Origin of the sequence: Moraxella ovis (genome assembly GCF_900453105.1) — a bacterium.
In the GTDB taxonomy this organism is placed as follows: domain Bacteria; phylum Pseudomonadota; class Gammaproteobacteria; order Pseudomonadales; family Moraxellaceae; genus Moraxella; species Moraxella ovis.
The window spans coordinates 965,127-977,707 of sequence record NZ_UGPW01000001.1; the positions used below are offsets into that span (position 1 = coordinate 965,127).

12 protein-coding genes are annotated in these 12,581 nt (G+C 46.5%); 9 read left to right on the top strand and 3 right to left on the bottom strand.

What is annotated here, in order from left to right; translation table 11 throughout:
* The first annotated feature begins 4 nt into the window (after nucleotides 1–4).
* A complete protein-coding gene (locus DYD54_RS04745) occupies nucleotides 5–1,291 on the top strand; it encodes an ABC1 kinase family protein (protein ID WP_228703600.1) in 1,287 nt (428 codons plus the stop codon).
* A 118-nt stretch (nucleotides 1,292–1,409) separates the two neighbouring features.
* Here the strand turns inward: DYD54_RS04745 and DYD54_RS04750 are convergent, their stop codons facing one another.
* Nucleotides 1,410–2,798 (bottom strand): GTPase/DUF3482 domain-containing protein, encoded by a 1,389-nt coding sequence (locus DYD54_RS04750; RefSeq protein ID WP_084260613.1) that lies wholly within the window; start codon nucleotides 2,796–2,798, stop codon nucleotides 1,410–1,412.
* A 210-nt stretch (nucleotides 2,799–3,008) separates the two neighbouring features.
* On the opposite strand from DYD54_RS04750, the gene nspC reads away from it, so the two are divergent.
* The 7 genes from nspC (at nucleotide 3,009) to DYD54_RS04785 (ending at nucleotide 10,075) form a co-directional block, all read left to right on the top strand.
* Entirely contained in the window at nucleotides 3,009–4,208 is a 1,200-nt protein-coding gene (nspC, locus tag DYD54_RS04755) for a carboxynorspermidine decarboxylase (protein ID WP_084260614.1), read from the top strand.
* 72 nt (nucleotides 4,209–4,280) lie between these two features.
* Complete coding sequence (locus DYD54_RS04760; protein ID WP_063513954.1) at nucleotides 4,281–5,522, top strand: saccharopine dehydrogenase family protein; 1,242 nt, start codon at nucleotides 4,281–4,283, stop codon at nucleotides 5,520–5,522.
* A gap of 77 nt (nucleotides 5,523–5,599) precedes the next feature.
* Nucleotides 5,600–6,196, top strand: a complete 597-nt coding sequence (locus tag DYD54_RS04765; protein ID WP_063513955.1) for a 6-pyruvoyl trahydropterin synthase family protein — start codon at nucleotides 5,600–5,602, stop codon at nucleotides 6,194–6,196.
* Nucleotides 6,193–6,624 carry a tRNA (adenosine(37)-N6)-threonylcarbamoyltransferase complex ATPase subunit type 1 TsaE gene (tsaE, locus tag DYD54_RS04770; RefSeq protein ID WP_063513956.1) on the top strand — a complete coding sequence of 144 codons (432 nt, stop codon included), beginning with the start codon at nucleotides 6,193–6,195 and terminating at the stop codon, nucleotides 6,622–6,624. The genes DYD54_RS04765 and tsaE overlap by 4 nt, the downstream gene beginning before the upstream one ends.
* Nucleotides 6,621–7,772 carry a tRNA (adenosine(37)-N6)-dimethylallyltransferase MiaA gene (gene miaA / locus DYD54_RS04775; protein ID WP_063513957.1) on the top strand — a complete coding sequence of 384 codons (1,152 nt, stop codon included), beginning with the start codon at nucleotides 6,621–6,623 and terminating at the stop codon, nucleotides 7,770–7,772. The genes tsaE and miaA overlap by 4 nt, the downstream gene beginning before the upstream one ends.
* 60 nt (nucleotides 7,773–7,832) lie before the next feature.
* Nucleotides 7,833–8,483, top strand: a complete 651-nt coding sequence (gene hfq, locus DYD54_RS04780) for an RNA chaperone Hfq (RefSeq protein ID WP_063513958.1) — start codon at nucleotides 7,833–7,835, stop codon at nucleotides 8,481–8,483.
* Nucleotides 8,484–8,584: 101 nt separating this feature from the next.
* Nucleotides 8,585–10,075, top strand: a complete 1,491-nt coding sequence (locus DYD54_RS04785) for a SulP family inorganic anion transporter (protein WP_063513959.1) — start codon at nucleotides 8,585–8,587, stop codon at nucleotides 10,073–10,075.
* A gap of 177 nt (nucleotides 10,076–10,252) precedes the next feature.
* Here the strand turns inward: DYD54_RS04785 and DYD54_RS11290 are convergent, their stop codons facing one another.
* A complete protein-coding gene (locus tag DYD54_RS11290) occupies nucleotides 10,253–10,420 on the bottom strand; it encodes a phospholipase D-like domain-containing protein (RefSeq protein WP_115099094.1) in 168 nt (55 codons plus the stop codon).
* Nucleotides 10,396–11,685, bottom strand: a complete 1,290-nt coding sequence (locus DYD54_RS04790) for a phospholipase D family protein (protein ID WP_147285068.1) — start codon at nucleotides 11,683–11,685, stop codon at nucleotides 10,396–10,398. Before DYD54_RS04790 ends, DYD54_RS11290 begins: the two co-directional genes overlap by 25 nt.
* Before the next feature lie 243 nt (nucleotides 11,686–11,928).
* On the opposite strand from DYD54_RS04790, the gene sodA reads away from it, so the two are divergent.
* Entirely contained in the window at nucleotides 11,929–12,543 is a 615-nt protein-coding gene (gene sodA, locus DYD54_RS04795) for a superoxide dismutase [Mn] (protein ID WP_046696507.1), read from the top strand.
* Nucleotides 12,544–12,581 lie beyond the last annotated feature (38 nt).

The following is a 12,581-nucleotide window of genomic DNA, read 5'->3' on the forward strand; positions in this document are numbered from 1 at the left end:
AAGCATGCTAAAAAAATCACCACTATCCTTAGTCAAATCCTCTGTCAGTACATCGCTCAATGTCCTTGGGCGCATCCAAAAAACCGCAAGCGTGGCAGGGTTGTCAGTGCTTAGGGTGGCTCAAGGCGAAAAGATGGATGCACAGCTACTCAAAGAATCATTTGAGCAGATGGGCGTGACTTACATCAAGCTTGGGCAATTCATCGCAAGTACACCGTCTATTTTTCCCAGAGAGTATGTACTTGCATTTCAAGACTGTCTAGATCAGACCACGCCTGTGCCGTTCGATGAGATTTTGACGGTGCTACGCGAAGAACTTGCGACTGATGAGTGTGGTCTGGGTGATATTTTTAATTATATTGACCCAAAGCCCATCGCATCGGCAAGCATTGCACAGGTGCATAAGGCGGTACTGAGTGACGGCAGGCAGGTCGCCCTAAAGGTGCAAAAACCTAAAGTCGCTGCAATCATTCATGCGGACCTGACTGTATTGCACAGCAGTTTTTGGGTGGTGGAGAAGATCATACCGTCGATGCGTGCGGCGAATCTTGCACCCATCTTGGATGAGGTGCGTGCGCGCATGCTGATGGAGACGGATTTTTTGGCGGAGAGTCGCCATATTGAACGCTTCAGAGATTATCTAAAGAAAATTGGCAATACTAAAGTTACCGCACCTACCGTGCACAAAGAGTTAACTACCAAGCGTGTATTAACGATGGATCTGTTGGTGGGCAAATCCTTGGTGGATGAGAGCTTAGGACTTACCAATAATACCGAATACGCCAAGCAGGTGATGAGTGATGTGCTAGACACCTGGTTCTTGTCATTGATGATGACGAGCGAATTCCATGCCGACCTGCACGCGGGCAATCTGATGATGCTTGAGGACGGTCGGATTGCGTTTTTGGATTTTGGTTTGGTGGGACAGATTGAGCCTAAGAGTCTGCAGGCGTGCTTTATGTTGGTGCAGAGCCTTCAGGTGAGCGACTATCTGGGCATGGCTCAGGCGATGGTAGATATCGGCATGACAGATACCAAAGTGGATGTGAATCGACTCGGTGAGGATCTGCATCGGATGCTGGGTAAGGTCGGTAAAGACAATCAGCCAGAGAGTCTAAATGTAATGATGCTAGAACTGGCCGAGATTGGCAAACGTCACGGCATTCACTTCCCTAGAGATTTTGCGCTACTGCTTAAGCAGCTGTTGTATTTTGATCGCTTTATGGTGACACTTGCGCCTGATATGGAGTTGTTTGAGGGTGAGCGTCTAAAGATTGTTGGTGATGGTTAAGTGAGCTTCATTAAGGTGCTTACCATCGAGAATTTAACCAATAATAAAGCGTTTAATTTTCACACAACACAACAGAGACTGGCGATATCTTTCGCAGTTTCTGTTGTGTTTTAATTTATCAGCCTAATTTTTCTAGGTGCCCAAGTAGTATTGTGCTGAGCTTATCACTTAAATCTTGGCGCAGTCCCATGTTGTCCTCATAGCGACCATCTAGGCTGGAATAGTGCGGATTGGCGCGCGCTTTTTTTAGGGGGCTTGGCAGTTTATCGGTTTGCCATGGTAGGGCGTTGTCAGGGTTATCCGTTGCGATGGCATTTAGACTGGCATGCCCTCGGTGTCGTAGCGCATGATGTAAATTCTGCGCGCGTATGGCAAGTAGCGTGAGCGTGGCAGCATCGATGGTCAGTGTCTGAATGCCCATTGCTTTATCCTTGATGGCGCCCGTATTCGGCAGAAGTCCGCCAATCACGCCGCCCAGCGCTGTACCCAGCCCCAGACTCGCTCCTAATGTGGCCACGTCAATACCCGCGCCTACGATCATGCCCGTCACGCTGCCGCCAGCTGTGCGAATCCCGTAACGCGTCAATAGATCGGTGTCAAATACGTCCTGTTCTCGACCTTTAATCTCAATATCCGCCTCGTCAATGGCGGCGTTATAGAATTGATATAGGTGTAATAATTTGCCCTGCATGATGTCCTCAGACTGGCGCACCGCTGTCTGCATGGCGCTTAAGGTTGGCGCAGAATCTTCATCTTCATCGATTTTTTTGCTAAAACTTGCAACATTCACTAGGAAGTCAGCGATGATGGTAGAGCCTGACTCAGCCATGTCCTGCCAACTGTCTCGTCTGTTGTTTTGTAGGCTAGTGAATGCGTCATCGTGCGTGCTTAGAGTGGCAAGGTTCTGCCAAAGATACATCTCGCCATCAAAGTCAAACGCCACAGTGTCAAAGGCATTCACCACGTGAAGTGCGCGCCGAGACAGCATGTCGCGCCAAGTTGCCATGTTTTCTTCATTGCCTTTAATGAAGTTGAACACAGGCAGGACAGGCGTGCCACTGCTGGCGAGAATGGCAAGTTCGTCTTTATATTTTGATAGTACAGGTTCTCGAGCATCGATGACATAGATGGCGATATCAGCATCGATGAGGCTGCGGATGACCTTGGTTTCTTGGCTAAAATCATCGCCAAGTCTAGGGTCGTCATTGTCCACCGCTGCCAAGAATCCTTGAAGTCTCTCAACGCCATCGGTGCGCCCATCGGTATGTTCTTGGATGAAATCCATCACACCTGTCGCATCCTCCAAGCCTGGGGTATCATGCAGCGTGATCAGTGGCTGACCATGAGCGTCCATGATCTGCACTGCAGCGACATGACGTGTGGTGGCAGATTCGTTCTTAACCTCGCCAAATTGTGCATCGCGAAGTAGGGTGCGCATGAGAGAAGTTTTGCCGACATTGGTATGTCCGATGACGGTGATGCTGGCTGTGTTCTTAGTGGTAGTCATGATGTGATGATTCTTAGGGTTTTGATTATTATAAGTGCATCAACAGCGAAATAAAAGCTAAAAATACGACGAGCTCATTCAGGCTGATTAAAATTAAGTCTAAACATGTGTTTGGGATGAGCTGTGCGGTCGATTTGGTAGTCAATGTATTGGTTTTTGTAAAATTTATGTTACAATGACGGCACTTTATTTTAAGCCTAAGATTATCTCATGAACGATACGAAACTTAATATAAATCCACCACAGAGATCCGCTCAGCAGGCTTTGCTGTTGCAAGGTCTAACCACGCCTTATTATCTCTTAGATGAACAAAAAATCACCCAGAACCTTGCCATCATAGACCGCCTGTGCCAACTGTCGGGCGCTAAGGCTTTGCTTGCACTTAAGTGCTTTGCGACTTGGGGTGTGTTCGAGGCGATGCGTCCTTATCTGCATGGCACGACATCTTCATCGCTCTTTGAGGTGAGATTGGGTGCTGAGAAGTTTGGTGGTGAGACGCACGCTTATAGCGTTGCGTACAGTCGTGGCGAGATTGATGAAGTGCTCGACCATGCTGATAAGATTATCTTTAATTCTATTAGCCAGCTTCACGCCTTTAAAGACAAAGCTATTGCCAAAGGAGTGCCTGTCGGACTAAGACTTAATCCCAATACGAGTAATTCTGCGTTTATTTTGGCGGATCCAGCGCGTCCTTTTAGTCGCCTTGGTGAGCACGATGCCACAAAGGCGATGGCTGTGGCTGATGACATCACAGGCGTGATGCTGCATTATAATTGTGAGAATGAGAGCTTTGAGGCGTTTAGCGCGAGCTTAGATGACATCGAACACAAATTCGGTGAGCTGTTTTATCATCTTGATTGGGTGAGCTTGGGCGGCGGTATTCATTTTATCGCAGAAGATTATCCGCTTGAGAAATTGGCGCAGCGATTAAAGGATTTCGCCCAAAAATACAATGTCCAAATCTATCTAGAGCCAGGCGAGGCATGCGTGCATGATGGTGCGGTGCTTGTATCTAGCGTGCTCGATGTCATGGAAAATGGCAAATCGCTCGCCGTCGTAGATGTTGCCACAGAAAGCCACATGCTAGATTTGCTCATCTATGGGCAGTCAGCCAATCTTCAATCCATCAATGGCAAGGATATTAACCTAGCGCCACACACAAGTGATGACAGCACCATCATCTATGGTAAGACCTGTCTGGCAGGCGATATTTTTGGTGAATATCGCTTGGCTGAGCCACTAAAAGTGGGCGATCAGGTGGCATTTGGTAACGCGGCTGCCTACACGATGGTAAAAAAGAACTGGTTCAATGGCGTGGACATGCCATCCATCATCATTAAGAAACTAGATGGTACGATTGCGATTCAGCGCTGTTTTGATTATGAAGATTACAAAAACAGCTTGTCTTAATACGTGTGATTTAAATAGCCAATCTGATTAAGCAACATAAGAGCTGTGTGATGGCTCATAAAAGGAGAGGAAATGTCTAAACCCAACATTTTGATTCTAGGTGCAGGCGGTGTGGCGCAGGTGGTCGCGCACAAGGTGGCAGAGTATCATGAGTATTTTGGCGATATTCACCTTGCCAGTCGCAGCATTCATAAATGCACCGCCATCACTGATGATGTGGCGACTAAGCGGGGCGTATCCATACACACTCATGCGATAGATGCATTGGATACGGAGGTATTGATAGAATTCATGCGCTCGATAGATGCTAATATCGTGATTAATGTTGGTTCGACATTCATTAATCAAAGTGTGCTAAAGGCCTGTATCGCGGTGGGTGCAGACTACCTAGATACCGCGATTCACGAAGATCCTGCCAAAATCTGTGAGACGCCGCCGTGGTACGAGAATTATGAATGGAAGCATAAAGACGCCTGTGAGCAAGCGGGCATCACCGCCATCTTGGGCGTTGGATTCGACCCTGGTGTGGTGAATAGCTACGCGCGCCTTGGGGTTGATTATTTTGATAAAGGAACAACGACCGATATTGACATCATCGACATCAATGCTGGCAACCACGGCAGATATTTTGCGACGAATTTTGACCCTGAGATTAACTTTAGAGAATTTACAGGCAGGGTTTATACTTGGCAGAATAATGCTTGGCAGACCAATCAGATGTTTGAGGTCAAGCGCACCGATGATCTGCCTGTGGTCGGCATCCAGAACAGTTATCTAACAGGGCATGATGAGATTCACTCATTGCATAAGAACCTAGACGTGCCGAACATTCGTTTTTGGATGGGATTTAGCGATCATTATATCAATGTCTTTACCGTGTTAAAGAATCTAGGCTTGCTGTCAGAGCAGCCTGTGACGACAGCAGAGGGCTTAGAAGTTGTCCCGCTAAAAGTCGTCAAGGCAGTACTGCCAGACCCAAGCTTACTTGCGCCAAATTACACCGGCAAAACCTGCATCGGCAATAAGATACGTGGCAAAAAAGACGGCGTGGAAAGTGAGATTTTTATTTATAACGTTGTCGATCATCAAGAGGCCTATGCGGAGGTTGGTAGTCAGGGCATCTCGTACACCGCAGGTGTGCCGCCAGTTGCAGCTGCCATTTTGATTGCCAAAGGCGTATGGTGCACACGCAAAATGGTCAATGTCGAAGAGCTTGATCCACGTCCATTTATTAATCTTTTGAACACCATGGGGCTGGTGACGCGCATTGTCGATGATGGCGGTGATCGCTTACTTGAATTTGATGGGGTGTGATGGGCGCAGGAAAATCGTTTTATAAATAGGTGCTTTATGTTAGAATAAAAAGTTATCCTAATAAATAAGACATTATCATGCGTATCCGTAAACTCTTTAAATTTGAAAATGCCCACATCGTCCGCAACTGTACGTCCGACCGTTGTAGCCGTTCCATTCATGGGCATAGCTATCAGGTGGAACTTATCCTAGAAGCCCACGCCCTTGACAATGGGCAAATGGTCTATGATTTTGGGCTATTAAAGTCGCACATTAAGGACTTGATTGACAGCTTTGACCACGCCATTACTTTTTGGGATAAGGACGACCCCGATTATATCCGTGCGTGCAAGGACTTTTCGGCTCGTTGGATAAGCCTGCCTGTGTCGCCGTCTGCCGAGCAGTTTAGCCGTGTGATTTTTTATTGGGCGGATAAAGTCATGCAAAACACCACCACCCAAAATGGCGAAACAGACGTATCAGTCTATTCGGTCATCGTCCACGAGACCGCCACAGGGTACGCCCAGTGCTTTCGTGAAGATGTTGAAAGCGAACGCATGGGCAAATTGTCGCTGGATATGTTTGAATTTAGCGAGCAAGTCAAAGCTGAGTGGGGCGATAGCGAGCTGTTTGATAAGCTAAAACGTGGCGAGAAATTTGTCAATCCAAGGCTGTTAAGACAGGTTGAAGTATGACAATCATTCTAAAAGACGAAACCGACACCCAGCGTCTTGCCAACGCCCTTGCCAAAACCAATCCCACAGGCAGTCTTTGGCTATCGGGCGATTTGGGGGCGGGCAAGACGACCTTTACCCGTTATCTTTTGCGTGCATTGGGGCATACAGGGGCGGTAAAAAGCCCAACTTATACCTTAGTTGAGCCGTATAACATCAACGGCAAGCCTGTGTACCATGCCGACCTATATCGGCTAAATGACCCAGAGGAGTTAGATTTTATTGGGTTTTTTGAATATTTTGATGAATTAAATTCACTGGTCATCATCGAATGGGCAAGCCGTGCCGAGACTGTCTTGCTAAAGCCTGATATAACGATAAACATCACAAGACAAGCCGATGAGAGTCGGGTGGTAGAGATTGTTGGGGTGGATTTGGATTTGTCATGAATTTACACTATAAATCCCTGCCCGATAACACCGTTCTATCGCTTATCGCCCCAACGGCAAGCGGTAAGACTGATTTGGCGTGCCGTCTGTATGAGACAGGGCGGTTTGAGCTGATTTCAGTGGACAGTGCCCTGATTTATCAGGAGATGAACATTGGCACGGCAAAACCGACCGATGATGAGCTTGTCCGTTTTCCACATCATCTCGTTAATATCATCAAGCCCATCGAAAATTATAATGTGGCGACTTTTGTGGCGGACGTGGAGCGACTCATTGGCGACATTCACGCACGGGGCAAGATTCCGCTACTTGTGGGCGGCACGATGATGTATTATATGGCACTTTTGGACGGTTTGTCCGCCGTCCCTGATACCGACCCTGCCATTCGTGGGCAGATCATGGCGTGGCTGTCTGACAAAGGCATTGGCGAGCTGTACGCCTATCTGCAAACACACGACCCCAAGATTTGTGAGCGTCTAAAAATCTCTGACACCCAGCGTATCACAAGGGCGGTGGAAGTTCATGTGCAGACAGGCACACCCATGAGCGCATGGCAAGATACGCCCAAAGTCGCCCCTTGCCATAATCCACGCCAGCATTGGCTGACCCTATCGGTTGAGCCTGAGCGTGCGTGGCTACATGAGCGTATCGCCAAACGCCTTGATATCATGTGGGAGCAGGGACTGGTTGATGAAGTGATTCATCTTTTGCAAAAATACCTCGATTTAACGCCTGATATGCCGTCCATGCGGTGCGTGGGCTATCGGCAGGTGTTGGAGTTTTTGGCGAAAATCAATCACAAAGCCATGCAATTGAACCCTGCAATGGCAGGGTTTAGCGACAAAGTGCGTTCCGAGATGCCTGATGAAGATAGGTTGTTTTTTGATCAAGGGGTGAATTTAGATGAGTGCTCACCTTTTTTGGTTAATAAATCGACAGATTTGACAGGAAATTTACAAAAACAACAGCCAAATCTCTTACAAATGGCTTGTCAAGATATGAAAAATAAGGCATTATATGCAACAAGACAGTTAGCAAAACGCCAATCAACTTGGCAGCGTAGCCTTGCTCGTCTGAATGGTTCATCGCATGATGCGGTGATTGTACCATTTTCTAGCATACAACAAGTAGAAAAGCAGTTATTATAAAATCCAATCCTGCTTATGCATTGCATATTTGCATTATTTACTTTCGTTCGGAGAATTTTTATGTCAAAAGGGCAAAGTTTACAAGATCCATTTTTGAATGCGCTGCGCAAAGATCGCATTCCTGTGTCGATTTTTTTGGTTAATGGCATAAAGCTACAAGGACAAATTGAGTCTTTTGACCAATATGTAGTACTTCTAAAAAACACCGTCAGTCAAATGGTTTATAAGCATGCCATCTCGACGGTGGTGCCAACGCGTAACCCGCGTACAGACGGCTCACCTGCTTCTGGCTCACCGACAGGATACCCAAATGCCCCAATCGGTGTGATGTCATCGAGCAGCTATCAATCGGGCTCTATGTCTGGTGGCATGAATCCAGGTTTTGACCGTGGTATGAATCAGGGCTTTGAGCGTCAAGGTGGCTTTAACAATCGTCCTGCTGGTGGTTTTACACGCACGCCGCCCGCTGATGGTTTTGGCTCTCGCGGCGGCTATCCACAAGGCGGCGGCATGAATCCAGGCTTTGACCGCGGTATGAATAATACAGGTGGTTTTGATCGTAGCTTCGATAGAGCGGCATTTGATGAGCGCGGCTTTGATGGTAAAAACTTTGAAAAGAAAGAAAACCGCAACCTAGATCGCGGTGGATTCAATGATAAAGGATTTGATGCCAAATTTGGCAACGAAGGTGATGACGAATTTAATAGCTAAATGATAATTCACAAAAACCGCATGGGAAATCATGCGGTTTTTTTGTTTTTTCCATACTGGTCTTTGTGATAAAATAGCTGATTTTTTATTGTTGGTTGGTTATGAATTTTGAAAATATCAAGCAAGCATGGTTTTCGAATGTGCGAGGCGATGTGTTATCTGGCTTGGTGGTGGCGCTTGCACTCATTCCAGAGGCGATCGCCTTTTCGATTATTGCAGGCGCTGATCCTAAAGTTGGGCTTTATGCGTCGTTTTGTATTGCGGTGGTGATTAGTTTTGTCGGTGGTCGTCCTGCCATGATATCGGCAGCGACGGGCGCGATGGCACTTGTCATGGCAAGTCTCGTGCGATATCATGGTTTGCAATATTTATTGGCAGCGACATTACTAACCGGTGTGATTCAGCTTGTTGCGGGATTTTTTAAGGTGGGATATTTGATGAAGTTCGTCGCCCGAGCTGTGGTGGTGGGCTTTGTGAATGCTTTGGCGATTTTGATTTTTATGGCGCAGTTGCCTGAGTTTGTGAATGTCACTTGGCATACTTATGCGCTTGTCGCAGCAGGCCTTGGTATTATTTATCTGTTCCCATACCTACCTAAGATTGGCAAGATTATCCCATCACCTCTGGTAACGATCGTGACTTTGACGGCTGTTACGGCAATATTGGGTATTGATGTGCGAACAGTTGGTGACATGGGCGCACTGCCTGATACATTGCCTGTGTTTTTGCTGCCTGACATTCCATTGAATCTTGAGACGCTTTTGATTATCTTACCTTATTCTGTGAGTCTGGCGGCGGTGGGCTTGCTTGAGTCTTTGATGACAGCGACCATCGTTGATGAGATGACTGAGATGGACAGTGATAAGAATCGCGAAAGCAAAGGTCAGGGCATCGCGAATATTGTCAGTGGTCTGTTTGGTGGTATGGCGGGCTGTGCGATGATTGGGCAGTCGGTGATTAATGTTAAATCAGGCGGTCGCACGCGCCTATCGACATTCTTGGCGGGTATGATTCTACTGATTATGGTGGTGTTTTTGAGTGATTTGATTTCAATCATCCCCATGCCTGCGCTTGTCGCTGTGATGATTATGGTGTCGATCGGTACGTTTAACTGGCAATCCATCAAGGAGCTAAAGACGCATCCGCTTGGATTTAATGTGGTGATGCTGGCAACAGTTGCGATCGTTGTATATACGCATAATTTGGCGCTGGGTGTGGGCGCTGGTGTGCTGCTGTCTGCATTGTTTTTTGCCAATAAGATTGGCAGATTCATGACGGTGCAAAGCCTGCCGACAGGTCGTGATGACAGTCTGGCTTATGGCGTCCTTGGACAAGTGTTTTTTGCGTCTGCGGATCGCTTTATGGATCAATTTGAATTCCGCCCGCAAGTTAGGTCAGTCAGCATTGATGTCAGTCATGCGCACTTTTGGGACGTGACGGCGATATCAGCACTTGATAAAGTGGTGTTAAAATATCGTAAAATGGGTGCAGATGTGGAAGTATTCGGGCTAAATGAAGCCAGTCAGACGCTGGTTGATAAATTTGGTCAGCATGATAAGACCGAAGATGTGGATGTGATCTTTAAGCACTAAGCATCTAATTATTTAAAACCATCCAGTCGGATGGTTTTTTATTTAGAGTAGCCATTCGATGGGCAGCCACTTTAACAGCCAGACGTCAACGCGTTTGTGCCAAGATGCGGCGGGGTCTTTATGGTATGTCGTATTCTCTTGATGCACGTCAGGGTTATCATGATCTGTGATGCTGTGCTATTGCAGGCGATGATCGGACAGTTCTAGATGATATGTGGTATGGTGTAGGTTGTTTAAGATGTGTTCATCAGCAGCCTGCGCCATCTCTGGACTGTCGATGATGATATTCATCTCGGTATTATGGATGGCGGAACGTGGGTCTAGATCGTACGAACCCACGAACATATATCGACCATCAACGGTAAAGTCTTGGCATGAAGGCTTGAGCCACTACCGCCACGATAGACACTTGCCAGATCTTGTTTTTTCTTTTGGGTGATGGGTGCGGCATCGGGCTTTAATTCAAATAACTTGATACCTGCCTTTAGTAGTGGTTTTCGGTATTTGGCATAGCAACTATGCACAGAGGCGACATCATTCGCCGCCAGTGAATTGGTGAGAATATGAATGGATGTGCCTGATTTTGCGATATCGACAAGCAGCTTTTGACCGTATTTGGTCGGGACGAAATATGGCGAGACGATGTTTAAGCCATGCTTGGCTTTTTCAAAGTAATCGACGATCTTGACGGTGACGGTGTCATCTCGGCATTCTTGGCTTCGGATGGGGTTGTCACTAATTAGGGTGACTTTCACCCATTGAAACTTCACTTCACTTAATGACAGCTTATGTACATAGTCTGACTGCTGGACTTGCTTGATGTAGATCTGCGTGGCGTCATTTTCTGAGGGTGAGACCTGAATGGCAGTAGGCTTAGTTGATGATGGAATGATGGTGCTGGCAGGATAAACGATATCGCTTGTCCAATACTGATCAAAATCATCATTAAGCGCATTCATCACATCGCCAATCACCGCCACATCCATATCAGCGAACATAATGCCATCACCTGCGCCAAAATATTCATCGCCGATATTACGACCTCCGATGATGCTCACAACGCTGTCTGCAGTGAATGATTTATTATGCATGCGGTAATTGAGCCGCTTAAAGTCGCTTAGAAATCCAAGCAATCGAAACTGTCGCTGCATGAAGGGATTGAATAATCGAACCTCGATGTTAGGATGTCTATCAAGCGTTAATAGGATCTCATCCATGCCCGCCATCATATTATCATCTAATAGAATGCGCACCCTCACACCGCGTTCGGCCGCTGCATAGAGGCGATGAATCATGAGCCTGCCGGATATGTCATTTTTCCAGATATAATAACGAATATCCAGCGAATATTCGGCAGCTTCCACCAATGAGATGCGGGCGGCAAAGGCATCCTGACCACTGCCAAATCCATAGATGCCCGTCAGATTGGGATTTTGAGCGTTGGCTTTTAGAATATGGCTGCTAAGCACGCCATCTGGATTCGGCGGTAGGGTGTGTGTCTGTGTACGGGCTTGCAATGGGCTTGGCAATCTCCGATAACTAAAAGCAGCAAGCAATAATAAGCAGAATGCAATAAACAGCACGCCGCATAATAGATAGGTAATGATCATGATGGTCCACCGAAAGGTTACCAGGATTATAAAATAATCGCAAATTTTTTAAAAGTGAATTTAAGATGCATACACCAAAATACGCCAAATAAATCCTTGGTATGTGCTCTATGTAACGCTTATGTTGATTTTAAGCAACTTTTGGTTTTTTACTTGATTTTGTCATACCAAACCCTTATATTACAATGAACAGTTAAATGCTGTTGTAACATCATTCATCATTAATTTATAAGGAATACCGTTATGGCATTTGTATTACCAGAATTAGGCTATGCATACGACGCACTAGAGCCACATTTCGATAAAGAAACCATGGAAATCCACCACAGCAAACACCATCAAGCTTATGTAAATAACACCAATGCTGTGCTAGAAGGCACTGAGTGGGCGGATAAATCTGCTGAAGAAGTAATCGCAAATCTTAACAGGATTCCTGCTGATAAGCAAACCGCAGTTCGCAACAACGCAGGTGGTCATGCGAACCACAGCCTATTTTGGACCATCCTAAAAACTGGCACAGAGCTTGGCGGTTCACTAAAAGAAGCCATCGAGCGTGATTTTGGTTCTGTGGATGCGTTCAAAGAAGAATTCGAAAAAGCAGCGCAAACTCGCTTCGGTTCAGGTTGGGCATGGTTGGTTAAGCGGGGTGATAAGCTGGCTGTTGTCTCTACTGCTAACCAAGATAGTCCATTGATGGGCAAATCAGTAGCAGGCTGCGAAGGTCAACCGATCATCGTTCTTGACGTTTGGGAGCATGCTTACTACCTAAAATACCAAAACAAACGCCCAGACTACATTAAGGCATTCTGGAACGTGGTAAACTGGGATGAAGCACAAAAACGCTTTGACGCGCTATAATCATTAAGTTGATTCCAAATAAAAAACGGCTAGTAAAT

Bases quoted from the DNA above. Each gene is read 5' to 3' on its own strand.
- DYD54_RS04745 (WP_228703600.1), top strand. From the start codon at position 5: ATGCTAAAAAAATCACCACTATCCTTAGTCAAATCCTCTGTCAGTACA.
- DYD54_RS04750 (WP_084260613.1), bottom strand. From the start codon at position 2,798: ATGACTACCACTAAGAACACAGCCAGCATCACCGTCATCGGACATACC.
- nspC (WP_084260614.1), top strand. From the start codon at position 3,009: ATGAACGATACGAAACTTAATATAAATCCACCACAGAGATCCGCTCAG.
- DYD54_RS04760 (WP_063513954.1), top strand. From the start codon at position 4,281: ATGTCTAAACCCAACATTTTGATTCTAGGTGCAGGCGGTGTGGCGCAG.
- DYD54_RS04765 (WP_063513955.1), top strand. From the start codon at position 5,600: ATGCGTATCCGTAAACTCTTTAAATTTGAAAATGCCCACATCGTCCGC.
- tsaE (WP_063513956.1), top strand. From the start codon at position 6,193: ATGACAATCATTCTAAAAGACGAAACCGACACCCAGCGTCTTGCCAAC.
- miaA (WP_063513957.1), top strand. From the start codon at position 6,621: ATGAATTTACACTATAAATCCCTGCCCGATAACACCGTTCTATCGCTT.
- hfq (WP_063513958.1), top strand. From the start codon at position 7,833: ATGTCAAAAGGGCAAAGTTTACAAGATCCATTTTTGAATGCGCTGCGC.
- DYD54_RS04785 (WP_063513959.1), top strand. From the start codon at position 8,585: ATGAATTTTGAAAATATCAAGCAAGCATGGTTTTCGAATGTGCGAGGC.
- DYD54_RS11290 (WP_115099094.1), bottom strand. From the start codon at position 10,420: ATGTTCGTGGGTTCGTACGATCTAGACCCACGTTCCGCCATCCATAAT.
- DYD54_RS04790 (WP_147285068.1), bottom strand. From the start codon at position 11,685: ATGATCATTACCTATCTATTATGCGGCGTGCTGTTTATTGCATTCTGC.
- sodA (WP_046696507.1), top strand. From the start codon at position 11,929: ATGGCATTTGTATTACCAGAATTAGGCTATGCATACGACGCACTAGAG.